This is a genomic window from Pseudomonas sp. FW305-28 (genome assembly GCF_017351395.1).
Classification (GTDB): Bacteria; Pseudomonadota; Gammaproteobacteria; order Pseudomonadales; family Pseudomonadaceae; genus Aquipseudomonas; species Aquipseudomonas fluorescens_AA.
In genome coordinates, this window is sequence record NZ_JACNDD010000010.1 from 24,901 (window position 1) to 50,892 (window position 25,992).

18 protein-coding genes are annotated in these 25,992 nt (G+C 62.6%); 5 read left to right on the plus strand and 13 right to left on the minus strand.

Annotation, left to right across the window (positions count from 1 at the left end; translation table 11 throughout):
- Positions 1-6: 6 nt before the first annotated feature.
- Entirely contained in the window at positions 7-1,392 is a 1,386-nt protein-coding gene (locus J4E53_RS04300) for an iron-containing redox enzyme family protein (RefSeq protein ID WP_103308090.1), read from the minus strand.
- A gap of 192 nt (positions 1,393-1,584) precedes the next feature.
- Between J4E53_RS04300 and J4E53_RS04305 the strand changes: the two genes are divergently transcribed.
- On the plus strand, positions 1,585-2,922 hold the full coding sequence (locus J4E53_RS04305) for a sodium:proton antiporter (protein ID WP_060742401.1): 1,338 nt from the start codon (positions 1,585-1,587) through the stop codon (positions 2,920-2,922).
- Positions 2,923-2,934: 12 nt separating this feature from the next.
- On the opposite strand, the gene J4E53_RS04310 is transcribed toward J4E53_RS04305, so the two are convergent.
- A complete protein-coding gene (locus tag J4E53_RS04310) occupies positions 2,935-3,471 on the minus strand; it encodes a hypothetical protein (RefSeq protein ID WP_092199857.1) in 537 nt (178 codons plus the stop codon).
- 153 nt (positions 3,472-3,624) lie between these two features.
- Between J4E53_RS04310 and J4E53_RS04315 the strand changes: the two genes are divergently transcribed.
- Positions 3,625-3,855 (plus strand): hypothetical protein, encoded by a 231-nt coding sequence (locus tag J4E53_RS04315; protein ID WP_060742403.1) that lies wholly within the window; start codon positions 3,625-3,627, stop codon positions 3,853-3,855.
- A 121-nt stretch (positions 3,856-3,976) separates the two neighbouring features.
- On the opposite strand, the gene J4E53_RS04320 is transcribed toward J4E53_RS04315, so the two are convergent.
- The 3 genes from J4E53_RS04320 to J4E53_RS04330 form a co-directional block, all read right to left on the minus strand.
- On the minus strand, positions 3,977-5,905 hold the full coding sequence (locus tag J4E53_RS04320) for a PAS domain-containing sensor histidine kinase (RefSeq protein ID WP_103308091.1): 1,929 nt from the start codon (positions 5,903-5,905) through the stop codon (positions 3,977-3,979).
- 113 nt (positions 5,906-6,018) lie between these two features.
- Positions 6,019-8,361, minus strand: coding sequence for an ATP-dependent DNA helicase (locus J4E53_RS04325; RefSeq protein WP_103308092.1), 2,343 nt, complete (start codon positions 8,359-8,361; stop codon positions 6,019-6,021).
- The gene (locus tag J4E53_RS04330; RefSeq protein ID WP_103308093.1) at positions 8,358-10,088 is read right to left on the minus strand and encodes a VRR-NUC domain-containing protein; all 1,731 of its coding nucleotides are present in this window, start codon (positions 10,086-10,088) and stop codon (positions 8,358-8,360) included. The genes J4E53_RS04325 and J4E53_RS04330 overlap by 4 nt, the downstream gene beginning before the upstream one ends.
- Before the next feature lie 223 nt (positions 10,089-10,311).
- On the opposite strand from J4E53_RS04330, the gene J4E53_RS04335 reads away from it, so the two are divergent.
- Positions 10,312-10,536, plus strand: coding sequence for a YgdI/YgdR family lipoprotein (locus J4E53_RS04335; protein WP_060743223.1), 225 nt, complete (start codon positions 10,312-10,314; stop codon positions 10,534-10,536).
- 261 nt (positions 10,537-10,797) lie between these two features.
- On the opposite strand, the gene J4E53_RS04340 is transcribed toward J4E53_RS04335, so the two are convergent.
- From J4E53_RS04340 to J4E53_RS04375, 8 genes are all read right to left on the minus strand, one after another.
- Complete coding sequence (locus J4E53_RS04340) at positions 10,798-12,651, minus strand: polyurethanase (RefSeq protein ID WP_103308095.1); 1,854 nt, start codon at positions 12,649-12,651, stop codon at positions 10,798-10,800.
- A gap of 167 nt (positions 12,652-12,818) precedes the next feature.
- On the minus strand, positions 12,819-15,839 hold the full coding sequence (locus tag J4E53_RS04345) for an autotransporter domain-containing protein (protein ID WP_371919203.1): 3,021 nt from the start codon (positions 15,837-15,839) through the stop codon (positions 12,819-12,821).
- Positions 15,840-16,057: 218 nt separating this feature from the next.
- Positions 16,058-17,407 carry a TolC family outer membrane protein gene (locus J4E53_RS04350; protein WP_060742409.1) on the minus strand — a complete coding sequence of 450 codons (1,350 nt, stop codon included), beginning with the start codon at positions 17,405-17,407 and terminating at the stop codon, positions 16,058-16,060.
- 14 nt (positions 17,408-17,421) lie between these two features.
- Entirely contained in the window at positions 17,422-18,756 is a 1,335-nt protein-coding gene (locus J4E53_RS04355; protein ID WP_060742410.1) for an HlyD family type I secretion periplasmic adaptor subunit, read from the minus strand.
- Positions 18,753-20,531, minus strand: coding sequence for a type I secretion system permease/ATPase (locus J4E53_RS04360; protein WP_103308097.1), 1,779 nt, complete (start codon positions 20,529-20,531; stop codon positions 18,753-18,755). Before J4E53_RS04360 ends, J4E53_RS04355 begins: the two co-directional genes overlap by 4 nt.
- 141 nt (positions 20,532-20,672) lie before the next feature.
- Positions 20,673-21,095 carry an AprI/Inh family metalloprotease inhibitor gene (locus tag J4E53_RS04365; protein WP_103308114.1) on the minus strand — a complete coding sequence of 141 codons (423 nt, stop codon included), beginning with the start codon at positions 21,093-21,095 and terminating at the stop codon, positions 20,673-20,675.
- A 127-nt stretch (positions 21,096-21,222) separates the two neighbouring features.
- Positions 21,223-22,677, minus strand: a complete 1,455-nt coding sequence (locus J4E53_RS04370; protein WP_060742413.1) for a serralysin family metalloprotease — start codon at positions 22,675-22,677, stop codon at positions 21,223-21,225.
- Positions 22,678-23,017: 340 nt separating this feature from the next.
- The gene (locus J4E53_RS04375) at positions 23,018-23,914 is read right to left on the minus strand and encodes a LysR family transcriptional regulator (RefSeq protein ID WP_103308098.1); all 897 of its coding nucleotides are present in this window, start codon (positions 23,912-23,914) and stop codon (positions 23,018-23,020) included.
- 131 nt (positions 23,915-24,045) lie between these two features.
- On the opposite strand from J4E53_RS04375, the gene J4E53_RS04380 reads away from it, so the two are divergent.
- A complete protein-coding gene (locus tag J4E53_RS04380) occupies positions 24,046-25,503 on the plus strand; it encodes an MFS transporter (protein ID WP_103308099.1) in 1,458 nt (485 codons plus the stop codon).
- A gap of 193 nt (positions 25,504-25,696) precedes the next feature.
- Complete coding sequence (locus J4E53_RS04385) at positions 25,697-25,975, plus strand: DUF1652 domain-containing protein (RefSeq protein WP_003201764.1); 279 nt, start codon at positions 25,697-25,699, stop codon at positions 25,973-25,975.
- The last annotated feature ends 17 nt before the right edge of the window (positions 25,976-25,992 follow it).

Genomic DNA, 25,992 nt, shown 5'->3' on the forward strand with positions numbered 1-25,992 from the left:
AGCTCCCTAGCGAAGTGCGGACTTGAGTTCGATGAACCGGCGAGTCGCCAGCAGCCCCGCCGGATGGCTGTGGCAGCGGGCACAGAGCCAGGGCATCAGGACTTGCATCTGCTCGTCCGGCGTGCGGCCTTGCAGCGCCTGTTGCAGGTTTTGCACATCGGGATCGTCCATCGGCGTCGCGGGGGCGCAGGCCGCAACCGGAGCACGCCGGGCGCCGGACTTCACGCCCTCGTCCAGCCAGTCACCGGCGATCCAGTCATGCAGCAGCTGTTTTTCGTAGGGGCTGAAGACCCCGAACATGGCCGCGCCTGCGCCGTCGATCAGCGTCCAGAAGCGACTGTGTTGCGGGTCTTCATGGCGCTTGATCCAGCCTTTGTTCTGCATGGCCGTCAGGAACCCCTCCAACTGGCCCGGCGCCGAGAGCCACTGGTTGACGGTCTTGCCTTCGAATTTGCAGTAATCGGAATGCATGTGCTGACCGAATGGGCGTTTGCGTTCGAGCATGTCCAGCACTTCGCGCTCCAGGTCGAACGAGCCGATGATGGCCCGGCTACCCTGCCCCAGGTCGTTGAGGCGATAGCCCAGCGTGACTCGCTGCCAGAAGGCCTCGCGGTCCGCTTCCATCGGCATCAGTTGCAGCAGCGCTTGCACGGCCTTGTGGGCATGGCCGGTGCTGGCGTTGTCGATGGTGACGTGGAGGGTGAAATAGTACGGATCGATGTCCAGTTCGCCCAGCTCATAGGCGCTGATCAACAGATGCAGGGGCAATTGCTCGTAGCCCAGGTTGTAGCCGATGACCTCCGGCAGGTAATCGTCGCCGGCATAGCCCAGGGCCAATTGCACGGCGCCTTGCAGATACAGATCGTCGTCGATGTCCGGGGCGTCCGACAGGTCGTATTCGGCGAGCAACTTGCGATACAGCACCACATGATTTTGTCCGGGATGACCGTCCCCCAGTTCTTCCAGGTAGGTGCACAGCAACCCTTCGAAACGGTGGTCGTGCCAGTGCTTGACCACGCCATACAGCCAGGCACCGTCCACCCGTTTGGTCGGGGCCACGGCCTGGATGAAGTACAGGGCATGGGCCTTGCCGCTGAAAAACTCCCGCGGGCCGCCGTTCTTGCGCCGCTCCAGGTAGTCAGCGTATTGCCGGGCCACGCCGGCGCTGTGTTGTTCGACCCAGGCCTGCAGCGCCATGGGATCAGAGGGCATCTGCTGGGGGAGCGCCTCGGCTTTGGCGATGCATTGCTGGAGGAACGTTTGGGCGACGGCTTGCTTGTCGGCATCGTCGGGGCCCTGGAACAGCCGTTCATAGCATTGGCGCACCTGTCCATTATGGATGACAGGGTGCACGGTGGCCGGCTGGGATTGGAGGGGTGTCAGCGCAGTCATAAGGGCCTCTCGGGTTCTTGGCGGACGCTGAATCAGAACGTCTCTTCTGTTGCAGAGCGCGGGGAACGGCGAAAAATTCCGTTGGATTAAATGGCAGGCGGATAAACGGAGGCCTGCTGCTTTGGTGGGAACCCTCGCTTCGCTCCGGGCCTCGAATACTGAGAGCCACCAGTCGCTATCCAAGGAGCAACGATGACGTTCACAGTATGGGTAGCGGTGCTCGGCGCGGTGTTGCTGACCCTGGCCCTGACCTCCTCTTATCTGCGCTGGATGCCGGTCACCACCTCGGCGATGTGCCTGGTGCTGGGTGTCGCCATCGGGCCGCTGGGGCTGGACGTGCTGAAGCTGGACATCAGCGACTCGTCGGTCTGGATGGAACACCTCACGGAAATCGCGGTGGTGTTTTCGCTGTTCGTCAGCGGCCTCAAGTTGCGCCTGCCTCTCAAGGACCGTACCTGGCGCGTGGCCTATGGGCTGGCCGGGCCGGTGATGATCCTGTGCATCGCCGGCCTGTGCCTGGCGTTGCACTATCTGTTGGGCCTGGGTTGGGGCGTGTCGATGCTGATCGGCGCGATGCTGGCGCCCACCGACCCGGTACTGGCGGCACTGGTGCAGGTCAACGATGCCCGGGATGACGACCGGGTGCGATTCGGCCTGTCGGGCGAAGCGGGACTGAACGACGGCACGGCGTTTCCCTTTGTGATCCTCGGCTTGTTGATGCTGCGGGAGGACGGCAGCGGTTTTCTCGGTGAATGGCTGCTGCACAACGTCCTGTGGGCGGTGCCGGCCGGGTTGCTGGTCGGCTACTGGATGGGCCGCGGCATCGGCAAGCTGACCCTGTCGATGCGCATCAGGAATGCCGACAGCACCTTGTCGCCCAATGATTACCTGGCCCTGGCACTGATTGCCCTGGCCTACGTCGTGGCTGAGTGGATCCAGGGCTATGGCTTTCTCTCGGTGTTCGCCGCCGGCTTGGGGCTGCGTCAGGCCGAGGTCCAATCCACTGATGAAGGGGCGCTACCGGCAGAACACCTGGTGCAGCCGGTGGTGGGCCACGAAACCGTCGAGCCCCGACAGGCCGTCGTGGGCGATACCGAGACGTTGGGCGATGGTCAATTGGCCGCTGGGGTGATGATGAGCGACATGCTGGCGTTTGGCAGCTTGGTGGAGCGGTCGATGGAAGTCTTCCTGGTGACCCTGCTGGGGGTCGTGCTAGCCAACCATTGGGACTGGCGAGCCGTGGCGATCGGTGCCCTGCTGTTTTTCGTGATTCGCCCGCTGAGTGTGCTGGTGGTGCCCTGGCGGCGATTGCTCGACGGACCGCAACGGCTGCTGATCGGCTGGTTTGGCATTCGCGGGATCGGCAGCCTGTTTTATCTGTTCTTCGCCTTGAACCATGACCTGCCGCCAGCGGTGGCGCAACTGTGCATCGACCTCACCCTGTCGGTGGTGGCCTTGAGCATTCTGGTGCATGGCATCACGACCCAGCCGACGTTGGCATGGTATGAGCGCCGTAAGCAGTCGAGTTGAGGCGAGTGTGCCTCAACCGCCTGGGTTGCTCAGCTGGATATAGACCGAGTACGCCCCCAGCAATACCCAGAAGGTGGCGAAGATCCAAGGGGTACGCAACGAAAACAGCAACGACTTGCGGTAGCCCTTGTGGGTCGATTCCCGCTCGCTGAACAGCGGCGATTCGTCGTAGGCCAGGCCCATCAAGGGTTCGGCGCGCAGCAGTTCGCTCTGCTTGAAATGCCAGTGATCGATGATCTCGTAGGCCGCCTTGATCCCCGGCCAGGCATTGAGCGAGCTGAGGAATCCCAGCAAGGCCAGGAATGGCGGCACGATCAGCGTGAACAACTTGCCCCACTCCGGGTTCAGGTTGGCCATGCACGAGGCAAAGGCGATCACCAGGAAGGATTGGGCCGCCAGGTAAGCATCGGTTCGATTGGCCAGGATGCTGGTTTCGTATTGGATCTCCCGACGATAGAAGTCCAGTCGCTCCTTGGGCGAGCCGAACAGTTTGGCGTTGTGTTCCGTCAGTTCTTCTTCCGGGGTAGGCCCGGTGAGTATTCTGGGCATTGCGCAGGCGGTGCCTCGATGATGATTCGGACTCGTTAGAAGAACCCGGCGCGTGGCAAGTTCAAGCCAATGGACCACAGGTGCAGCGAAGTCCGAGGAAACGCTGTCCGACCGCCAAGGTCTTTTATGTGTAAAGGGCAAGAGGACCGCTGCGTGGATTATCTGGGATGGGTGCAATGGCCGGCGATGCTCGTCACGGTGCTGGCCGCCTGGTTGATCGGCTCACGCCAACCCCGCCGCAGGGTGGCGGGATTCAGTTGTTTTATCGCGAGCAATATTCTGTGGGTGGTCTGGGGGCTGCATACCCATGCGTATGCATTGATCGTGTTGCAGTTTTGCTTGTGTGCGATGAATTTGCGGGGGTTCAAGAAGAACACTGAATAAACGCCATAAGCGCCTGCTCTTGTGGCGAGGGAGCTTGCTCCCGCTCGAGTGCGAAGCGCTCGCGACATAGGGGCCGCTGCGCGACCCAGCGGGAGCAAGCTCCCTCGCCACAGGAGGCTGACTATTTCATCGTCTGCCCAATGACCTGCATCAGGTCAATCTGCTTGAACGGCTTGATCAATCGAGGCAGTTGCGTGGCGAAACCTTCCAGGCGTTCGGCATAGCCGGTGGCCAGGATGATGGGCAAGGTCGGTTGGCGGTCGCGCAACAATTTCGCCAACTGCGCACCGTCCATCTGCGGCATGGCCATGTCGGTGATCACCAGGTCGATGTCCGGGTTGCGCTCGTACAGCTCCAGCGCCTGAGCCCCCGATGGGGCGCAAAGGACTCGATGCCCCAGGTCTTCGATCAACAAGCGAGTGCTGGTCAACACCAGGCTGTCATCGTCGACCACCAGCACTTTCAACTCGTGGACCGGTGGCGCCGCCTCTTCGATCGCCACTTTGCCAGGGGCCGCATCGCCGGCCACTGGCAACCACAATTCGGCGGTGGTCCCCAGGCCTTTCTGGCTTTTGAGTATCAGGCGGCCACCCAACTGTTCCGCCAGGCCATGCACCATGGACAGCCCCAGGCCCGTGCCCTTGCCGACACCCTTGGTGGTGAAGAATGGGTCCACGGCCGAGGCCAGCGTGGCGTCGTCCATGCCCTCGCCTTCATCGGACATCGCCAGGCAGATGTAGCGTCCGGGGGCCATCGGCTGGTCCGGTCCGGCATCAGCCCCTTGCCGTTCCTCGGCGGCAATGACGATCTGGCCGCCATGGGGCATGGCGTCCCGGGCGTTGGTCGCCAGGTTTAGGATCGCCAGTTCCAGTTGATTGACATCGGCCAGCACGGGCGACAGCGCCTCGGCGAAACGGGTCTGGATGTGTATCGACGGGCCCAGGGAGCTTTGCAGCAGGCCGCTGATGCCCTGTACCAGGGCCGACAGCTCGACCGATTCGTAGGTCAGTTTCTGCCGCCGGGCAAACGCCAGCATGCGTTGGGTCAGCGAAACCCCGCGCAGCGCGCCCTGGGTCGCGTTGTCCAGCAACTGAGTGAGTTTCGGCTCGCTGGGCATGCGCTTGCGCACGATTTCCAGGTTGCCAAGGATGACCGTCAACAGGTTATTGAAATCATGGGCAATACCCCCGCTGAGCTGACCGATGGCTTGCAGTTTCTGGGATTGAAACAATGCCTCACGGGCCTGTTCAAGGGCCTGCTGGGCCTGGGTGGCATCGGTAATGTCGCGGGTGATCTTGGCAAACCCCAGCAGCGCGCCGGTATCGCTGCGAATCGCATCGATGACCACGTGGGCCATGAACCGCGTGCCATCCTTGCGCATGCGCCAGCCCTTTTTCTCGAAACGCCCTTCGCTGGCGGCGATGCTCAACGCGCGCTGCGGCTCGCCGGCATCGCGATCCTCGGGGGTGTAGAACATCGAGAAATGCTGGCCGATGGCTTCCACCGGAAGATACCCCTTGATCCGCTGCGCCCCCAGGTTCCAGTTGGTGACCTGACCTTGCGGGTCGAGCATGTAGATGGCGTAGTCGGTGACGCTTTGCACCAGCAGGCGAAACTGCTGCTCGCTTTGCTTGAGGGTTTCCTCGGCCATCTTGCGGTCGGTCAGGTCGCGGGTGATCTTGGCGAAGCCGAGCAAGGTACCACTCTGGCTGTCGATGATCGGGTCGATCACCACATGGGACCAGAACAGCGTGCCGTCCTTGCGCACCCGCCAGCCCTCGCCTTCGAAACGCCCCTCATGCAGGGCCGTATCCAGCGCCCGTTGCGGCAGGCCGGCGGCGCGGTCCTGGTCGGTGTAGAAACGGGAGAAATGCTGGCCGAGGATCTCGGACTCCTCGTAACCCTTGAAACGCCTGGCGCCAGAGTTCCAACTGGTGATGATGCCCGAAGGGTCGGTCATGTAGATGGCGTAGTCGACCACCGCGTCGATGAGCAGGCGAAAGCGCTGTTCTTCGTTCATGAGCGGGATCTTGGGGGCGTTCTCGAGCATCTGGCCGGGGCATCCGTGTGGATTTTTTACGGATTATGGAACAAGTCGGGTGCCAGGAAAAATCTTCAAGCCTTCCACCCTATGGGAGCGAGCTTGCTCGCGATAGTGGTGGGTCAGTTTGCATCAATGCTGGCTGACAGTCTGCCATCGCGAGCAAGCTCGCTCCCACAAGGGGATTTGTGGGCCTCTTGGGTAACTGACCACCAGCGCGGCAATAGCTGCTGCACCCTGGCCTCGCCGAACCGATCATCGATCAGCATCACCACCCCGCTATCCTGTTGGGTACGGATCACGCGGCCTGCCGCCTGTACGACCTTCTGCAAGCCGGGATACAGGTAAGTGTAGTCATAGCCATCGCCGAAGATCGCCGCCATGCGTTGCTTCATCTGCTCATTGACCGGGTTGAACTGCGCCAGCCCCAAGGTAGCGATGAACGCACCGATCAGGCGTGAACCCGGCAAGTCGATGCCCTCGCCGAACGCGCCGCCCAGCACCGCAAAGCCAATGCCTTGGCTGTGTTCCATGAATCGTTCGAGAAACGCCTGCCGGGGGGCTTCGCCCATGCCCCGCGATTGCGTCCAGAGGGCGATCTGCGGGTGCCGCTCGGCAAACAGCCCGGCCACTTGCTGCAAGTAATCGAAACTGCTGAAAAAGGCCAGGTAGTTGCCCGGGCGCTCGCTGAACTGGCGGGCCATCAACGTGACAATCGGTTCCAGGGACGCCTGGCGATGGGCAAAGCGCGTGGAGATGCGGCTGACCACCTGTACGTCCAGCTGCTCGGCCTTGAACGGCGATTCGACATCGATCCACACCGTATCGCCCGGCGTTCCCAGCAAGTCTGCGTAGTAATGTCGAGGGCTCAGGGTCGCCGAAAACAGCACGGTGCTGCGGGCCGCCGTCAGCCTGGGCCGCAGGAACGCGGCCGGCACCACGTTGCGCAGGCACAGCGTCGACAGGCTGCGCTGGCGGCCGAGTTCGCGCTTGTGGATGTCGAACAGAAAGTGCTCGTCGAAGGCTTCCGCCACCCGGCCGAACTGCAAGGCGTCGAAGTAGAACGCCTGTAAGCCACTGTCCAGGCCCTGGGGGTGATCGTTGAGGTAATCGCCGATGGCGGTGGTACAGGTGGCCAAGGCCTGGAGCAACTTTTCCGGCAGTTTTTCATAGGCCTGATAGGCCGCTACCTGGGGCGTATGCAAGGCGTTCCACTGGCGATTGACCCGCTCCAGGGATTTCTTCAGCGGTTCGGGGGCGGTTTTGCGCACGCTGCTCAACGTGGCCTGGTCAAGGGTCGCGCTGTACATCTGCCGCCCGCGTTCCACCAGGTTATGGGCCTCGTCCACCAGGGTTGCGACCGTCCAGCCATTGGCCTGGGCCAGGCCAAAGAGCAAGGCGCTGAAGTCGAAGTAATAGTTGTAGTCGGCCACCACCACGTCGGCCCAACGGGCCATTTCCTGGCTGAGGTAATACGGGCACACCTCATGGGCCAATGCAATGTCGCGCAATGCCGCCTGATCCAGCCAGCAGACTTTGCTTGCCGCCGCCCGGGCGCCCGGCAGGCGGTCATAGAAACCTCGGGCCAGCGGACAGGATTCGCCATGGCAGGCGTTGTCCGGGTGTTCGCAGGCCTTGTCCCGGGCGATCATTTCCAGCACCCGCAGCGGCATCGACGGCGCGCTGTGGGTAATCACGCGTGCCGCGTCCAGGGCCAGCTTTCGCCCCGGGGTTTTCGCCGTGAGAAAGTACACCTTGTCCAGTTGCTGGGGCGCCAACGCCTTGAGCATCGGGAACAAGGTGCCGACGGTCTTGCCGATGCCGGTGGGCGCCTGGGCCATCAGGCAGCGGCCGGTACTGATTGCCTTGAACACCGACTCGGCCAAGTGCCGTTGCCCGGGCCTGAAACCCGCATGGGGGAAGACCAGGGCCTGCGCGCCGAGGTTACGCGCCTGCCGATGGGCCATTTCCTGCTCGGCCCAGGCCAGGAACAGCGCGCATTGTGCTTCGAAGAAGGTTTGCAACTGGGCCGCCTCGAAGCGTTGGGTGAGGCAGGTTTCCTTTTCGCTGACGATGTCGAAATACACTAGCGCCACGTCGATGTGCGGCAACTGCAGCTTTTGGCACATCAGCCAGCCATAGATTTTCGCCTGGGCCCAATGCAACTGGCGATGGTTGGTCGGCTGCTTGCTCAGGTCGCCCCGATAGGTCTTCACCTCTTCAAGGCACTGGCGGACCGGGTCGTAGCCGTCGGCCCGGCCTTTGACCGTCAATGTTTGCCAGTGACCTTCGAGGGCCACTTCAGCCTGATAACCCTCGGTGCGCCGCGAGGCGACGGTGCGATGGCCGGCGATGCCTTCCAGGGCTGTCGGCGAGGGGGTGAAGCGCAGGTCAAGGTCGCCCACCTTGGCGGTGAATTCACACAGCGCCCGCACGGCGATGCTGTAGCCGGGTGTCGGGCTCATGTGCGCCCATCGCGAGCAAGCTCGCTCCCATAGATGATCTGGGGTGGCTCGTCTTCTGCGGGAGCGAGCTCGCTCGCGATGGCAGACTCTGCCCATTGCACATAGCAAACGGCGACGGGCATCTGGTGCTCGTGACAGAACTCCAGCCAACGCAATTGGTTGTCTTGCAGGCGGTCACCGGGGCCTTTGACTTCGATCATGCGGTAAGTCTTGTGCTGCGGCCAGAACTGGATCAGGTCCGGCATGCCGGCGCGGTTGGCCTTGATGTCCAGCAGCAGGCGCTGGAACCAGTGCTTGAGGTGCTCGGCCGGCAAGCAATCGAGGGCCTGTTCCAGCAAGGGCTCGGACAACGCGCCCCAGAACACGAAAGGCGATTGCACGCCCCACTTTTCAATGTAACGACGCCCGATGGTCTGCCGGTAGCGGCCATCGTCCAACTCCGCCAGGCAGGCCGCGAACAACTCGGCGCGGCGGGCGTGGAAATCTTCATTGAGCAGGTCGACCGGCCCGCGCTGGAACGGGTGGAAAAACGCGCCCGGCAACGGCGCGAAGATCGCCGGCCAGCACAGCAGGCCGAACAGTGAATTGATCAGGCTGTTTTCGACGTAATGCACCGGCGCGGTTTCATCGTGCAGGTGGGCCTGGACGTGGTATTCCACCGACAGGCCCGGCTCGACGCGCGGCAGATGCAGTTCCAGGCGCTCCACTTCCCGGGCCATGCCCCGTGGCACTGGCGGGCCGCCCAGCTTGCGCCGCAAGCGAGGCACGATCCGAAGCAAGGCCTGGGTTTCGGCAGCGCTCTGTGGTGTCTGCGCCGCCGCCTCGCCCAGTTCAAGGGCCAGGGCATACTCGCCGATTCGCTCCAATACCCGGACCATCCGCAGCCGCGCGCCCGGGTAGGTGCAATCGCGGTAGATGCACAAGGCCAAGGCGAAATCGCCGATACGCTCGCCATGCTGGCCGATCTGGAACAACAACTTGCCCCGGCGTCGCTCCAGCCACGGATTCTCCAAGGACAGTTCGTTGACCTGGGCGACGATATCTTCCAGGGGCTCGCCGGCTTCGAAGCGCTGCTGGCAGTCGTGCAGGAACAGACAGGCATCGACGTCTTCGCGACTGCGCAAGCCCCGTGACTCGGCGCTGAACTCAACGGTTTCGTAGGTGAAGATGCCCAGGTCCGCCAGGACGAATTCCGACCAATCCTGGTAGAGGTTGCCAAAGAACATCAAGCGCAGCCTGTCGCACAGAGGCATGATCGTCAGGCTGTACAGGCGCTCGTCAAGCTGCGGACACCAGGTGCGAAAAGGCTGGAGCGGGCTGGGGTGATTATCCAGGGCCTGGAGCCATTCGGCCTTTTTCGCCTTGGGCTGTTCGATCAGGTGACCCAGGCATAGAAGGATTTCCGCCTTGAGCAGCACGTCGAACAGTTCAACGAGCCCGATGGGGGCCTGTTCCTCGACCCATCCCAAGACCAATAGCGGCGCGACGGCGGCGCCAATGTCGCCGATTTCCGGGTAACTCAGCTTACTATGACGAAACCGCAGCCCCTTGCGCATCACCATCCGCACCAACAAGCCTTGGGAGGCACGGGGCAGCGCTGCGAAAGCGCCGATGAAGCGCTGCTCTTCGTGGCTGAGCACGTCCGCATAACGCTGGCTCAACCACGCGAGCACTTGCTGGAAGTTGTTCAGGTAGTAATACGGATCGTCGAGAGAACGGGTTGCCACGGGAAGAAACGCCAAGGGTGTCGGAGGTACTGGTTATGCATACAGATAACAGCTGTAAACCGCTCAGGCAACCGCAAAAGATGAACGGTCTCCTATATTTAAGGTGAAATCCTTCACCTAGCGATGAACTTTCCTACGGCAAGCGAGACCAATGGCGGTTAGCTAATGTGATGGCGCGGTCGAATCAGTTGCTCCGTGTCCTTTTGATTGAGAGGTTATGGTTATGAACATCAGGTTTCTGGGCGTACCCCTGGTCGCCGTGGCATTTATGGCTCTGGCTGGCTGCGCGTCGCCCACGGTAGTGACCTTGCAAAACGGTACCCAGTATTTGACCAAGGACACCCCTAACACCCGTACCGCCGACGGCTTCTACGAATTCGAGGATATTTCCGGCAGGAAAGTCCGGGTCCGCGCCGATGATGTGGCAACCATTCGCAAGGAAGACTGATTTCCAGTCACTCGCCTGGCGGGCGGCCATCGCGAGCAAGCTCGCTCCCACAAAGTCCGGTGGTGAACACAAATCCTGCGTACACCTGTGAACCACTGTGGGAGCGAGCCTGCTCGCGATAGCGGTGGGTCAGTTTGCAATGATGTTGAATGTTCAGACCCCTTCGCGAGCAAGCCCGCTCCCACAAAGTTCGGTGGTGAACACAAATCCTGCGTACACCTGTGAACCACTGTGGGAGCGAGCTTGCTCGCGATAGCGATCTCAGGCGAACACGATCCCTTCGCCGCCAACCTGACCGATAGCAACCCCCACCAGGGTCACGGAACTGTCACCGACCTTGAGCAGCGTGTCACTGCCCACCTGTGACAGGTGCTCCCTGTAGTCATGAGCTGCCCCGGCGCCGGGTACACCGAGGAACACCAGCTTGTCCCCCGCCTCATAACCGCTGATCCTATCCTGGCCGAACGCACCATTGAACAGAAAGGTGTCGTTACCACCGCCCGATTGCATCAGGTCGTTGCCCGCACCGCCGACGAAGGTGTCGTTACCCGCGCCGCCCACCAGCACGTCGTTGCCGTCCTGGCCGAACAGCCAGTCACCCTTCGCGCTCGCCACCAGGGTGTCGTTGGCCGCACTGCCCTTGACCGAAGACGCATACGCCGTCAGGTTGCCGCCCGCCACCAGGCCATTGACGGTGACGCCGTGGCTCACCTCATCCTTGAGCAGCCCCCAGAACAACCCGGACTCCTTGCTGACCAGCGTGCCGATGTCGCGGGTGATACTGATCCCGCCATGGGCATCGCGCAGGTACAGCGTCCCAGCCCCGTCATGGGCGAAACTGAAATCCTTCACCGACTGCTGCAGTTGCAGGCTGTTGCTGCCCTGCCCGCCCAGTATCACGTTGTAACCACCGCCATCGCGAAAGGTGTCGTCGCCGGCGCGGCCTTCCAGATAGTCGTTGCCCTGGCCGCCCTGGATCAGGTCGTTGCTGTCGCTGCCGATGATGAATGTGCTGCCGGTATGGGTTTGAGCGTTGCGGTTGAGGTCCTGCACCCAGGTATTGGCCCGGGCGGGGTCTGAGAGGTTGGCGACGATAATGGTGGAGTCTTTTTCGGTAAGGTCGTAGAACGCTGAGTTCATGATTCGGCCCATGCCATCGCTGTAACCGCTGGGCAGGTGGGAAATCCAGGTGGGGATGTTGAGGATGGAAAACGGCAAGACGTTCCATGCCGCCGAAGCGTAGTGGTCGTTGAAGCTGACGATGTTGTTGGTGGCCGACTCCTGTTGCCCATCGTGCACGCCCACCGACGCGAGGTTGAACGTCGAGCCGTCCAGGGCGCGGAACACCGGATCGTTCTCGTAACCGATGTTCAAGACCTTATCGGTACTGCTCTGGGTCGGCGAAGCGTAGGCGATGTAATTGGCATCGGCGTAGAACCCCGACCATTGGCTGGGGCTCAAGTCCGCCAGGCTGTTGACCGCCAGCCCGCCCAGGCTGTGACCGCTGACCAGCACGTCTGCCCCCGTCAGGCCATGGGCCTGGGCAAACTTGGCGACGTCCCCCAGCAGGTTGCCAAAGGCTTCGCCGGCGTAGTTTTTTGCATAGTCCTTGGGCCCCAGGGCGGCCATCAGGTCGTTGATCACGTCGCCAATGGAATCGCCAATCAGGTTTTCCCGAGGGCCGCTGGTGCCGCGAAACGACACACCGATTTCCTGCAGGTGACCCGCGCTGTCGTACTTGCCGAGGATCTCGACCTGCGCGGTGGTGTAGCCGGTTTTCTCACCAAAAAACGTCCCGCGGCCATCCACCTTGCCGGCGTAGCCCAGTTGCGTGGCGCTGATGGGCGTCCAGCCAGCCTTCTGCACCGCTTCCAGGGCCAGTTTTTCCGAATCCGGGTTCCACGGCACGCCGGGAATCACCCCTTGGGAATCGGTGCCCCCCAGCAGCGCGGTGACCAGGGTCGCCGGCAGGCCGGCACCGAAGCCGTTGTGCTGGTACCCGGCGGCAAAGCCGTGGTCGAGGTTGTGGTAGGCGTACAGCATGATCGCCATTGCGTCGCTGACCAGTGCCTTGGATTCGGTGGTGCCGAGGTTCTTGTAGTCGTAGATACCCATGCTTGTTGCTCTCTTTTTGTTGTTGGAATGCTAGAACCGGGAGGTACAGTTTGTGGCGAGGGCGCTTGCTCCCGCTCGGGTGCGTAGCAGCCGTCCTGGGGAGCGCTTCGCACTCCAGCGCGAGCAAGCTCCCTCGCCACAGGGGTATGTCCAGCCCTTCTTCTTGGTCAGAACTGCCAATCCAGGGTCAGGCCCACGCCGTGGGTTTTATCCCGGGAGCCGATCAGGCCGTTGTAGTCCAGGTTGACCCGCACATCCTTGGCGACCGCGAGCCCGGCACGGGCGCCGACCACGGCGGCGTTACGGTCCATGGACACGCTCTGCACCGCGAAGGTGTTGCTGCTGCCGGCGAAGGCCAGGTCCTGTTCGGACGTGGTATGGCTCAGGTTGTGCTGCCAGCCGAGGGAGCCGGACAGCTGCAGTTGCTGTTGATCCGACAGCGCCAGGGTGTGGCTGGCCCGCACGCCCAGGGTCGAGAGCACGGCATCGCGACGGTCGTCGCCACCGTGCAGGGCCGCGTTGTCGCCTTTCTCATGGAAACTGTCGCTGTCCAGGTGCACATAGGCCAGGTTGGCGAACGGTTCCAGGGCCACCGCTTGCCCGTCCAGGCGATACGCCGCTTCGGTGAAGAGCTGGGTGGTCCGGGCATCGCGCTTGGTTTTCTCCCGGCCACTGACGTCGCCCCATTGCAGGTCACGCTTGACGTCGATGCGATGCCAGCTGTGGGCGCCGCCGGCGGTCAGGCGCAGCGCGTCGATCTCATGCCCCACATAGACACCCAAGTGATAGCTGTCGGCCTTGGCCGAGGAATGGGTGCCATCGCCCATGCTCAACGAACTGTCGCTGTAGCCGGTGACGACGCCCAGGCGTGTCTGGTCGCCGATCAGGCCATCGACACCGGCCAGCAACCCACCGATGGAGCTGGTGGTACTGGCTTGATCGTGTCCACCCTCGTTCTTGCCCCAAGCGCCCAGCACTTTGAACCAGGCATTGCTGCTGGCATCGGTCGGCGTACCGGCGTCGTAGAGCGCGCCTTGGCGCAGGCGATCACCCACGGCGTCGCGCAATTGACGGCTGTCATTGATCAGCAGCGTGCCGATGGCCGGATGGATTTCACCAGACAACTGCTGGAACGCCTGCTGTGCCACGGCGGCGCTGGGCGCCAGCAGCAAGGCCTCGTACAACCCGTTGCCAGCGCCCAATTGCTCGGCGGCAGTGGCCACGGAGCGCTGGTTGGGCGTCAAGCCGAGGCTGGCAAATGACGCGTCGTTACGCTCGACCGCCAGTTGAATGCCGCTGGCGCTGTACGCCAGGTCACCCCCCAGAAACGCGTAGTTGGGCAAGACTTCAGCGAAACGCCCATCAATGCCACCGGCGGCCTGCAAGATATTGAACTGCCTGCCCAGCAGGCTTTGCACTTCGCCAGCCGTCAGCAGTGTCGGGCTGTTTTCCAATGACAGCGACACCGTCGCCCCGTCAATGGACGCCTTGCCGCCCGCCACGATCAGGTCACTGGAGGTAGGCGAGACTTCCACCGCGTAATTCGAACCGGGTTGGAACGTCACGTCGCCGGCCACTTGCAAAGTGCCGATGGAGTTGCCCGGCGCCACGCTGCCGCCGCGGCTGGAGGTCAGGCTGGCGATGCGCCCGTTGCCGCCGAGGATACCGCCGTCGTTGACGGTAACCGCCGACGCCAGCGAGCCATTGATCGCCAGTCGCCCTTGATTGACCAGGGTCGGCCCGCTGTAGGTGTTTTCGCCGGTGAGCACCAGGGTGCCGATGCCTTCCTTGGTCAGCCCGCCGTGACCGGCGATGTCGTTGCGCCAAACGTCCAGGCCACATTGGATGCCGCTGCACACCCGTTCCGTGGGTTTGCCGGCATCGATGATCGCGCCGATGCCCGGCAAGTCCGCCACGAACTGACCGGAGCCATAGGCACCATCGATGCGAAACTCCGCGGGGATGTCCTGTTCGGTCACCAGCATCGACGGACCGTCGATGGCCTTGCCGAGGTTGATCATGCCCCAGCCGTACAACGAATCGACGCCCGGCGCGCCCATGTCGGTGGCGGTGGTACGCAGCACGCTCGCGACCTGGGCGCCGGTCATATAGGGGAAACGCTCCATCAACACCGCCACGCTGCCGGCGACATGGGGCGCGGCCATGGACGTGCCGCTCTTGTTGGCGTAGCCCACGGTCAGGTCGTCGGCACGGGTACCGCCGATCACCGCGCTGTAGACCCGGGTGCCCGGTGCCGACACGCAGAAACTGGCGGTGTAGCCGCAGCGCGACGAGAAGGTACTGATGGTGTACGGATCGGCGCTGGCGCTGTCCGGGTTGACCTGCAGCGCCGCCACGGTGAGCCAGTTCGGCGCGATGTCCGGGACGAAGTACGCCAGGCCCGCGATGGCATCGGGATTATTGAGGTTGTAGTCGTTGCCTGCGGCGAAGATCGTCACGATCCCGCTGCGGGCCGCGGCGATGGCCCCCTCGTAGGCGCCGCCGGGCTTGGTGCCCAACAGCGGTTTGATCTGATCGAATTGCAGTTGCGCATCCTGCACGGTGAAGTGCGGGAACGCCGGATCGCGACCGCCCTGGTCGAAGCGGTCGGTGATACCAATGCCCCAGCTGTTGTTGATGATCCGTGCGCCGCTGGCGATCAGCGCGTCCCAACCGGCCTTGTACACCGCGCCATCGTTGCCGCGAATGATACCGTCTTCGGGCCCCGGGTCGCCGTTGTCAGCGCTGATGATCTGCGCATCGAACGCCACGCCGTGCATCGGGCTGCCGTCGCGGCTGCCGGCGGCGATCCCGCCGACATGGGTGCCATGGGACCCCAGCTTACCGTCCGAGCCGACGGTGGGTGAACCGTCGTAGCGGAATGGATCACCGGCCTTTACCGGGATGTAGGGATCGGTGTATTCACGAATGCCGCTGGTAACCAAGGTCACGACTTTGCCGGTGCCGGAGAACTCCGGGTGGGCCGCGTAGACCGGCTGGTCGAAGATCCCCAGCTTGACGCCCTTGCCGGTGTAGCCGGCGGCGTAGGCCTGCTGCGCGTTGATCGCACCCAGCCCCCATTCGGCGTTGAATTCGCCGCTGCGCCAGCTGTCCGGGTCACCCGCCCTGCCGCTCTCGACATAAGGCGCCGCCTGGGCCGTGCCCAAGGTCGCCAGTGCGCAGAGCATGGCGTGATTGAGAGCCTTGAGCAGGAACAGCCGGCCTGCCGGCCTGGGGTGTTTTTTGTTATCGATTTTCATCACGAACCATCCTTAGTTGTTGCAAAAATCCTGTGTTTGCTTGGCTTCTGTGGCGAGGGAGCTTGCTCCCGCTGGGCTGCGCAGCGGCCCCAAAAAAGCCTGCGAGCGCTCCGCACTCGAGCGGGAGCAAGCCCCCTCGCCACAGCTCATTGAATGGGCGCCCGGGACACAAACGCCTCATCCACCTTCGCCAGGTCCTGCGGGCCGAGGGTGCCGGCGTAGTAATGCAACTTGGTCCAGGCCATGAGGTAGTCGTAGCGGGCCTGGGCCAGATCGCGGCGAGTGGTATAGAGCTGTTGCTCGGCATTGAGCGCGTCGAGGTTGACCCGCTCGCCGCCGAGGATGCTTTGCCGGGTCGATACCACCAGCGCTTCGGCGGAGCTGAGGGCTTTCTGGTAGGCGCGCAGTTTGTTCATCCCCGACACGCAGGCGCTGAACTGACGGCGCAGTTCGATCAGCGTCTCGCGGGTCTTGGCCTCCAGCTCGTACTCGGCCTGTTCCATGTTGCGGCTGGCCTGGCGGGTCGACGCCGAGACACCGCCGCCGGCATACAGCGGCACGCTGACTTCCAGGCCGATGGTGTTGGTGTCGTAGCGCTGGTTGTAGGTGTTGCCACTTTCCGATTCGTTCTGGCGCATTGTTGCGTAGGCACTGACCTTGGGCAGGTGTCCGGCGCGGTTGCGTTCGACCTCGAAGCGCGCCACATCCACCGCCTGGCGCTGGGACGCCAGGCTGGGGTTATTGCTCACCGCCAGTTCGTGCCAGGTGTCGAAACTGGCCGGCTGCAAGGCAAAGGTCTGGAAGGTGTCGTGCAAAGGCGCCAGGTCGCCGATATCCAAGGCCGGGACGCCTATCAGCGAGCCGAGCTCACGCAAGGCGGCGTCCTGCTCATCCCGCGCCTCGATTTCTTCGGCGATTGCCAGCTCATAGCGCGCCTGCGCCTCGAGGATGTCGGTGCGCGTGCCTTCGCCCTGGCGAAACAGTTGCTCGTTCTGCTGGAATTGCTGCTCGAACGCCTTTTTCTTGGCCTGGGCAATGTCGATCTGGTCCTGGGCGAACAGTGCCTGGGTGTACTGACTCAGCACCCGCACCAACAGCGCCTGGCTCTTGTCCCGAAAACTTTCGTCGGCGAACAATGCCTGGGCCACGCCCTTTCGGTAGGCCGCGTACGCTTCGTAGTCCAGCAAGGGTTGTTGCAACGTCAGGCTGGAGCCGTAGCTGCTGTAGTTGCGATCGTCATGCTGGCTGGCGCCACGGTCATTGAGGTAGGTGACCTTGGATTGGTTGCGGCCCTTGTTGTAGCTGTAGCCCAAGTGCGGCAACAGCCCGGCACGGCCAATGGCGCGGTTCTCCAGGCCCGCATCGCGCTCCTTGATCGCGCCCAGGTAGATAGGGTCATTGCGCAGGGCCTGCTCGTAGAACTCGAAGGGCCCCATGGCCCAGGCGTTGCCGCACACGGAAACGGCCAGCACGGCCATCCAATAGAAACGCTTCATACCGCCAGACATCCTTATTCTTCGGTCAACGCAGAGCCGGCTCGGTCGAGCAGCGGTTTGAACAGGTAGTTGAGCAACGAGCGCTCGCCGGTACGTACGAACATTTCGGCCGGCATGCCGGGCTTGATCACCAGACCGTTGAGCTTGTCCATCGCCACGTCGCTGACGCTGCTGCGCAGCACGTAATACGGCGCGCCGGTCTTCTCATCGAGCATCTGGTCGGCGGAAATCAGGCTGACTTCCCCCGGCACCCGCGGCGTACGGTTCTGGTTGAAGGCGGTAAACAGGATGTCCACCGGCAAATGCGGGCCGACCTTGTCGATCAGGTGCACCGGTAGGTGCCCTTCCACCTCCAGTCGCGTGCCCTGGGGGACGATTTCCAGCAAGGTGTCGCCCTGGCGCACCACTGCGCCTTCGGTGTGCACGCCCAGGTTCACGGCGATGCCGTCGGCGGTGGCGAGGATTTCGCTGTGTTGTAACTCGAACCCTGCGGATTTCAGTTGCTGTTGCAGGGTTTCGCTCTTGAGCTGGGCGTCGGCCAACTGACTGCGCACTTCTTTCTGGTATTCCTCGTTGTGCTGCTGCAACTTCAGGCGCGACTCGACGATCCCCTGCTCCACCCGCCCGCTTTCGCCGCTGTTCTGCGCCAGTTCCTGCTGCACCTGCGACAACTGGCGCTGATAGTCCAGCAGGCGGTTGCGCGGGATGTAGCCGTTGTCCGCCAAGGGCTGCAGGTTGCCCAGTTGCAGACGCAGGGATTCGGCCTGGGCGGTCAAGTCGCCGCGGGCCCGACGCATGCCGGCCAATTGCGCCGTGGCGCCCTCGATGCTGGCGCGCAACGCCGCCTGCTCCCGGGCGAAGGCTTCGCGGCGACTGCTAAACAGTTGCCGCTGGCCTTCAAGCACCAGGGCCAGGCGTGGATCGGGATCGCGACTCAGCTCCGCCGGGAAACTCACCTGCAACAGGTTGTCCCGCTCGCTTTGCCAGCGTGCCAGGCTGGCCCAGGTCATCCGGTACTGGGCCTGCAGCGATTGCACATCGGCGGCCGCCTGGGTCTGGTCCAGGCGGAACAGCGGCTGGCCCTGCTTCACCGCCTCGCCTTCGCGCACCAGGATCCGGCTGACCACGCCGCTGCTCATCGATTGCACCGCCTTGCGCTTGCCTGAAACCACCACGGTGCCTTGCACGGGGATACCTTGGTCCAACGGCGCCAGGCTGGCCCAGGTGAAAAAACTGCCGGCGCCCACCAGCGCCAGCACCCAGCCCATACGGGTGAAGAAACGGGCGTCGCGCTCCGGACGTTCAACGTCTTGAGCCTGTTCGAGGTTCATCTGGCATTCCTTGCTCATGCGCCACCCGGTTTGTTGGCAGCTTGGTACTGGCGACTCATGCTCAGCCCGTTGGGGGTTGCCTGGGGACGGTCCCGTTGTGGTGTCTCCGATTGGCCGGACAGCGCCCGCAGTACTTCCTGACTAGGCCCGAAAGCCTGGAGCCGGCCTTCGTTGAGCACCAGCAGTTTGTCGGCCTGGGCCAGCGCCGAGGAGCGATGGGTGACCAGCACGACGCTGGTGCCCTGGGCCTTCATCTGCGCAATGGCACCGGCGAGCGCGGCCTCGCCAACCGTGTCGAGATTGGAGTTGGGCTCGTCGAGCACCACCAGGCTCGGTCGGTCGTACATCGCCCGGGCCAGCGCAACCCGTTGCTTCTGCCCGCCGGACAATCCACCGCCGTCCTCCCCCAGCACGGTGTCATAGCCCTGGGGCAGGCGCAGAATCAGCTCATGAACCCCGGCCTGTTGCGCGGCGGCGACGACTTTCTGCGGATCGGCATCGCGAAACCGGGCGATGTTCTCGGCGATGCTGCCGCTGAACAGTTCGATGTCCTGAGGCAGATAGCCGATGTAGGGGCCGAGTTGGTCGCGATTCCAGCGATGAATGTCAGCCCCGTCGAGGCGCACCGTCCCGGCGAGGGTCGGCCACACGCCCACCAAGACCCGGGCCAGAGTGGATTTGCCGGAACCGGACGCCCCCAGCACGCCCAGCACGTCCCCGGCGGCCAGGCTGAAGCTGACCTGCTGCAATGTCGCGTTGCGTTGCCCCGGTGGGCCGGCACTCACCTGTTCAAAGCTCACTTGGCCTTTGGGCGCGGGCAGTGTCATGCCGTCGTCCTGGGGCGCAAACGCCTGCAACAGAGCATCGAGACGGCGGTAAGCCAGCTTGGCGCCGCTCCACTGCCTCCACACGGCAATCAATTGGTCGATGGGGCTCAACACCCGTCCCATCAGGATCGACCCGGCAATCATCATCCCGGCGGTCATGTCGCCCTTGATCACCAACAATGCACCCAAGCCAAGCACCAGTGATTGCAGGCACAGACGCAGGGTCTTGCTCAGCGAACTGATCACCGCGCCAGTATCGCTGGCCTGGTTTTGCAGGCCGAGAAAGCGTGAGTGCACGGCAAACCAGCGGCCGCGCAGCGCCGCAAGCATGCCCATGGCCTGGATCGTTTCGGCGTTGTGCAAATGGCTGGTGGCCAATTGGCTGGACTGTTGCGAGTAGACGCTGGCCTGCCCCAAGGCTTTTTTGGTCATGGCCTCGTTCAGGCATGCCAAGCCGATCAACAACAGCGTGCCGACGGAGGCAAACACGCCGAGCCACACGTTGAACAGGTAGATCACCAGCAGATAGACGGGAAACCATGGCGCGTCGAAGAACGCGAACAGCGCCGGGCCGGTGAGAAATTGGCGAATATGCGTGAGGTCGCCCAGGGATTGCCCGGCGTTGCCTTCACCCTGGCGCAGATTGCGCTCGAACGCGGCCCGGTACACCTGAAGGTTGAAGCGTCTTTCCAACTGGCTGCCGATGCGGATGACCACGAAGCTGCGTACCATTTCCAGCAGCCCGATGAACACAAAGAAACCCACTACCATCAGCGACAACATCACCAGGGTGGTTTCGTTCTGTGATGACAGCCCGCGGTCATACACTTGCAGCATATAAATCGAAGGCGCGAGCATCAGGACGTTAATCAGCGCGGTAAAACAACCGACACTGATCAGAATACTTTTATAATCGCCCAGCGCTTTAAACAGCGGCGCCGAGGCAGCGCTCCTTGCCTTGTTCATGAACCTTCCTTGTTGTTGGCTTTGCCAGCGAACTGGCCGTTAGTTCAACTGACCAATCTTTGAATCTTTATTCGGTCCGCACCGACACGCACACCTGTTTGAACAAGCGTGTTTCAATCATTGCGCAACTGTACTAACTCGTTAATGAGCACTCTGGGACTTATTCCGTTCAAGCCTAAGTATCAAACCGGACTTCAAGGTGATTTGGTAATGATGTTCCTGACGCAACCCCAGGTGCGTCCTGGAGTCTTGCTTGCCGATCAGGGAAAGACCGTCGGGCTCGGTAAACCAACGAACCGGCTCATCCCCCAACCAGTGCCCCAGGCACTCGGTTTGCCCACCGAGGGTCTGGTCTGCCTTGAGCTCGACAAGGCAAGTGTTGGACGGTTTGTCCTGCATCGCCTGGCTTTGCGCGGTGTCCTGCGGGCTCGACAAAACGGCCAGCCATTGGCCGGCCAACTGCGAGGGTTCTGCTAACAACAGGCTGCGTGCCATGGCGACTTCTCCACAAAACATCATCAGCGTAGCGAGCAACCCGACGGTTGCCTGAACGCTACAGGGCATCGATTTTCTACGCATTCGCTTGATCCTGGCCGGGGTCCTGCAGGCGCGTCGCGCGAAGCGAGGCTGCGATCTTTCTCCTACCACTTGAAAGATCGCAGCCTGCGGCAGCGCCTACAGGGGGTTAGCCTTACGCCACGATATCCGAGGCCGCCGCCTGGCCAACGGTGCTGACCAAGAAGTCAGCCACGCCGTGCCCGGAGAAGTCCACCGACAGCAGGCTGTTGCCACCCGACGTCGACAGCACCGCATCGCCCGCCGCCCCGGTGAAGGCACTGACGAAATGCAGGCCCGCGCCCTTGGTGATACCGGTCAGGTCGATCTTGTCCAGGCCGCTGACGAAATCGAGGATCTGGTCGGTTGCCCCTGGCCGCGAATCGGAACTGGCGGCGAACACGAAGGTGTCCGAACCCGAACCGCCCCAGAGCTTGTCCGCACCACCGGCGCCCCACAGGATATCGTTGCCGGCACCGCCCTTGAGCTCGTTGGCCACCGAGTTGCCGATCAACAGGTCGCTGCCCGAGCCGCCGATGGCATTTTCGATGACGGCGCCCTTGGCGATGGACACGTTACCCACCATGCCACCCACATCAGAGAACGAGGCGTCATTGAGGTTGATCTTCTGGTTCTGGGTGAACCCGGAGAAATCCAGGGTATCGCGGCCGCCCGCGTCCCATACCGAAAACACCACTTTGTCCGACGACGAAGAGGCACTGAGAAAATCGCGACCGGTGTTGGAGTTGAAACCGTAGGTCGAGTCGCCGGTACGGGTCGTGGTGTTGGCGCCGTAGAGCTTCTGGATCGCCGCGATGTCATCCATCAGCGGACCTGAGGCGTAGGCTTCGACGCCGCCCTTGCTGAAGTTCTGGTCGGTATTGCTTTCGCTCCAGTAGCTCATGACGCTGTAGCCACGGGTGTCCTGGCCATAGGTGGCGTCATCGTAGGTCGGGCTGCCTTCGCCGGCGTTGTAGTCGCCCGGGTGGGCCAGGCCGAGGGTGTGACCGATTTCGTGGGTCAGGGTCTGGCGGCCGTAGTTGTTCAGGTCCGGGTTCTTGTTCTGGGTGTAGCTGCTGTTGATCAAATACCAGGACGTACCGTCATAGCCAGCGCCGGTCCCCGGCAGATAAGCGAACGCCGCCGCGCCGTCCTGGCCGCCGCTGTAGTTGCCGAAGGTCATGTGACCGTCGCCACCGCTGGCTTTCTCGGTGAAGGTGACATTGGCCACGTCCGCCCAGGATTGCATCGCCAGGGCGGCCTGGCCTTTCTGCTGGGCGCTGAACTGGCTGAAGCCGCTGATCCCATGTTTGTTCATGGTGCTGGAAGAGGCAGACGTCAGGAAGGTATAGGTCAGCTCGATCTTGCCGCTGCCGTCCCGGTCCTGGTAAGCCGCGCCGTCGCGCAACAACTGCGTGGCCGCCTCGTCGACGGAGTACGACGGTTTGCCGTTGACGGTCAGGTTACCGCCGCGGTCGTATTGGTGGCTGAAACTATTGATCTGGTTGAACGCATTACTGGGAGCCGCCAGTTGCGGAGCCCAGAGCAGTTGTTCGGCAGAATCGATAGCGCTGTTTTTGACTTTCGACATAAACACACTTCCTTGTTTGCAAATGGAACAATTTAGTCAGACAGACGATCTCTGGCGAGATCGTCCTATCACTCGCCCAATGAGGACGTAAGAAACCTGACACAATTGGAAATCAAACGTCTAGCAATTTTTTTCGTTCAATTTCACGGCCTGCCCTTTAGTGCCCATAAACAATAGGTTTCTGCCTCGCTAGTGCGCGCACTCAACTGCCCGAGTTGCAGATTGTCGGACAAAACTCTATTTAAATATTAAATAGCGATAACTAGTCATTAGCCGGCGGCGTCGCACTTTCGTCAACTAAGTGCCAGCGAAGTGCTATTAATGAATATCTACTAAACCTCTACGGTTTACTTGCGCACACTTCTCGCAAACAGCCTCGAAGCCAGCGATGTACGGGGTCGGCGTCCATTCGCGGATGCCAGAGCATGGCGATCGTGAACCCTGGCACCGCGAACGGCAGCGCGAAACTGTGCAGACCGACCCGCAGGCTGGTGGTGTAGCGCTCAGGCACGCTGGCGATCAGGTCACTGGAGCGAACCAACCCCAGCGCCGAGGAGAAACCCGGCACGGTGGTCACGATGTCCCGGGCCAGGTTCAGCGCCGCCAGGGCCTGGTCGATAAGGCCATGGTCCAACCCGCGCATCGAGACACCGACATGCCCACCCGCCGCATAGCCGGCGGCGCTCACCGCCGCATGGCTCAGCGGGTGACCCGTGCGCACCACGCCAATCAAGCGGTCGCTGAACAACGCCTGGGTTCGCAGCTCCGGGCTGGTGTCCTTGTCCACGACGGCGGTCTCCAGATCCACCGTGCCTTCGCGAAGCGCGGTGCTGTCCCGGTCGGTCTTTTCCACGAAACGCAACCGCACGCCCGGCGCTTGCTCGTGAATACGGGCGATCAGGTCGATGGCAAAGTTTTCCACGAACCCCTCGCGGGTGCGCAACGTGAAGGTACGGCTCAAGCGTCCAAGATCCGGCGTCGTCACCGGGCGCAGTACCGCCTGAGCCTGCTGCACCAACTGACTGACCTGTTCACGCAACTCCAGCGCACGGGGTGTCGGCACCAGCCCGCGCCCGGCCCGAACCAACAGCGGGTCACCGGTGGTTTCCCGCAATCGCGCCAGTGCCCGGCTCATGGCCGATGGACTGAGCCGCAGCCGCCTGGCGGCGCGGGCCACGCTGCCTTCCGAGAGCAGCACATCGAGGGTGACGAGTAGATTGAGATCAGGCGAAGACATGGCGAAGGCTCGATTGAATAGATGGCGTCTGGCGCAGCTATAACCTGCAAACGCTGCGTCTTCCGCCATGTTATGCCTGGTTGTAACGTTCCGACAGCGCCATTTCGAGCGCCACGGATACAGGTGAGACGATGAAACCCATCCACACGCAACCCAGCCGGCCGGCAACCGCGAGCCGGTTCTCTTCACCTCGTTGGGCCCTGGCCAGCCTTGCACTCTCGACGCTGTTGGCCTCCCTGGGCGCCAGTGTGGCCGCCGTGGCGCTGCCGACGCTGGCCCAGGCCCTCGATACCTCCTTCCAGCAGGTCCAATGGGTGGTGTTGGCTTATCTGCTCGCCATGACCACGCTGATTGTCAGCGTCGGCCGCTTGGGTGACCTGATGGGCCGTCGCAAGCTCCTGTTGGCCGGCATCGCCTTGTTCACCTTGGCCTCGCTGCTTTGCGGCCTGGCGCCTTCGCTTTGGCTGCTGATTGCAGGCCGGGCGCTGCAGGGCCTGGGGGCCGCCATCATGATGACGTTGACCCTGGCCCTGGTCGGCGAAACGGTCGCCCAGGAAAAAACCGCCAGCGCCATGGGGCTGCTGGCAACGCTGTCGGCGGTGGGCACGGCCCTTGGCCCTTCCTTTGGCGGCCTGCTGATCAGTGGGTTCGGCTGGCAGGCCTTGTTCCTGGTCAACATCCCTCTCGGCCTGCTGACGTTATGGCTGGCGTGGTACTCGCTACCGGTGCGGCAAGTGCCGCCGAAAGCGGAAACGATTCGTTTCGATATCACCGGCACGGTGCTGTTGGCGTTGACGCTCGCCGCCTATGCCTTGGCCATGACCGCCGGGCGCGGGAGCTTTGGCGGGTTGAACATTGCGCTGCTACTGGCCGCGCTGGTGGGCGGCGCGCTGTTCGTTCGGGTCCAGTCCCGGGCCGTGTCGCCGCTGATTCCCTTGGCCGTGTTTCGCGACAAGTCATTGGTCTCGGGCCTGGCGACGAGCGCCCTGGTCGCAACGATCATGATGGCGACACTACTGGTCGGGCCTTTTTACTTGTCCATCGCCCTCGGGCTACCAGCGACCTTCGTCGGGTTGACGCTGGCGGCAGGGCCGACCGTCGCGGCGCTGGCCGGGGTGCCTGCCGGACGCCTGGCGGGTCGGTTCGGCGCGCAACCCATGCGGTTCGCCGGCCTGGCGACCATGGCCCTCGGCTGCCTGATGCTGTCACTGGTTCCCCCTGCCCTTGGCATCGCCGGCTACATCAGCGCCATCGTGGTAACAACCCTGGGCTACGCGTTTTTCCAGACCGCCAACAACACGGCCGTCATGGCCGATGTGGCCGCCCAAAGGCGAGGTGTCATCGCCGGGCTGCTCAACCTGTCGCGCAACCTGGGTTTCTTCACTGGAGCCTGCGTGCTCGGCGCGGTGTTTGCGAGCGCAGCGGCGACGAATGACATCACTCGCGCCAGTCCCGAAGCCGTGACGAACGGCCTGCACACCACCTTCGCCGCCGCCCTGGCGATGGCGGTCCTGGCCGTGGTCATCGCCTTGAGATGCCGCGTGCCAGAGCGGTTGAACGAAGTGGAGGACACGCCCGACCAAGCGTAGTGGCATTCTGAGCAGCGCCGCTTAAGTCATGATCCAAATCAAAAAAAGTGAACCAATCGCAAAACGGACTGAAAAAATCCACATGAGGTTCATTTTCAGGTGCTATTTTTAGTTCTCACTGGTAGAGCCATGATGGCTCTTCCTTCCTGACATGAGCAAAAGGAAGCGCTCGATTGAAGAAGGTGGGCAACACATGAATAAAGGATCTTTCAGCAAGGTTACGTTCCCCAACGCTTGCCAGTTGATGCGCTGGCACTTCCATCCCATGGGATTCGAAGCGAGCATGGATGCGCCTGGCAGTATGGTTGCCCGGCTATTTGACCGTGCCAGCGGCGAGACGATGATTGCCATTGCGGGGATCCCCTGCGCGACAGTGATGAATGCGCCGGATGTGGAACGAATAATCGAGGCCGTGGAGGCCGAGCTGGAAGCGTTTGTGCCACCGGTAGGGTTGCGGCGGTTCGCTTCCTGACAGGGAACAGTGCTTAT

What these genes read in the sequence shown, in the direction of transcription:
- J4E53_RS04300 (WP_103308090.1), bottom strand. Translation starts at nt 1,392, where the DNA reads ATGACTGCGCTGACACCCCTCCAATCCCAGCCGGCCACCGTGCACCCT.
- J4E53_RS04305 (WP_060742401.1), top strand. Translation starts at nt 1,585, where the DNA reads ATGACGTTCACAGTATGGGTAGCGGTGCTCGGCGCGGTGTTGCTGACC.
- J4E53_RS04310 (WP_092199857.1), bottom strand. Translation starts at nt 3,471, where the DNA reads ATGCCCAGAATACTCACCGGGCCTACCCCGGAAGAAGAACTGACGGAA.
- J4E53_RS04320 (WP_103308091.1), bottom strand. Translation starts at nt 5,905, where the DNA reads ATGCTCGAGAACGCCCCCAAGATCCCGCTCATGAACGAAGAACAGCGC.
- J4E53_RS04325 (WP_103308092.1), bottom strand. Translation starts at nt 8,361, where the DNA reads ATGAGCCCGACACCCGGCTACAGCATCGCCGTGCGGGCGCTGTGTGAA.
- J4E53_RS04335 (WP_060743223.1), top strand. Translation starts at nt 10,312, where the DNA reads ATGAACATCAGGTTTCTGGGCGTACCCCTGGTCGCCGTGGCATTTATG.
- J4E53_RS04340 (WP_103308095.1), bottom strand. Translation starts at nt 12,651, where the DNA reads ATGGGTATCTACGACTACAAGAACCTCGGCACCACCGAATCCAAGGCA.
- J4E53_RS04345 (WP_371919203.1), bottom strand. Translation starts at nt 15,839, where the DNA reads ATGCTCTGCGCACTGGCGACCTTGGGCACGGCCCAGGCGGCGCCTTAT.
- J4E53_RS04350 (WP_060742409.1), bottom strand. Translation starts at nt 17,407, where the DNA reads ATGAAGCGTTTCTATTGGATGGCCGTGCTGGCCGTTTCCGTGTGCGGC.
- J4E53_RS04355 (WP_060742410.1), bottom strand. Translation starts at nt 18,756, where the DNA reads ATGAGCAAGGAATGCCAGATGAACCTCGAACAGGCTCAAGACGTTGAA.
- J4E53_RS04360 (WP_103308097.1), bottom strand. Translation starts at nt 20,531, where the DNA reads ATGAACAAGGCAAGGAGCGCTGCCTCGGCGCCGCTGTTTAAAGCGCTG.
- J4E53_RS04365 (WP_103308114.1), bottom strand. Translation starts at nt 21,095, where the DNA reads ATGCCCTGTAGCGTTCAGGCAACCGTCGGGTTGCTCGCTACGCTGATG.
- J4E53_RS04370 (WP_060742413.1), bottom strand. Translation starts at nt 22,677, where the DNA reads ATGTCGAAAGTCAAAAACAGCGCTATCGATTCTGCCGAACAACTGCTC.
- J4E53_RS04375 (WP_103308098.1), bottom strand. Translation starts at nt 23,914, where the DNA reads ATGTCTTCGCCTGATCTCAATCTACTCGTCACCCTCGATGTGCTGCTC.
- J4E53_RS04380 (WP_103308099.1), top strand. Translation starts at nt 24,046, where the DNA reads ATGAAACCCATCCACACGCAACCCAGCCGGCCGGCAACCGCGAGCCGG.
- J4E53_RS04385 (WP_003201764.1), top strand. Translation starts at nt 25,697, where the DNA reads ATGAATAAAGGATCTTTCAGCAAGGTTACGTTCCCCAACGCTTGCCAG.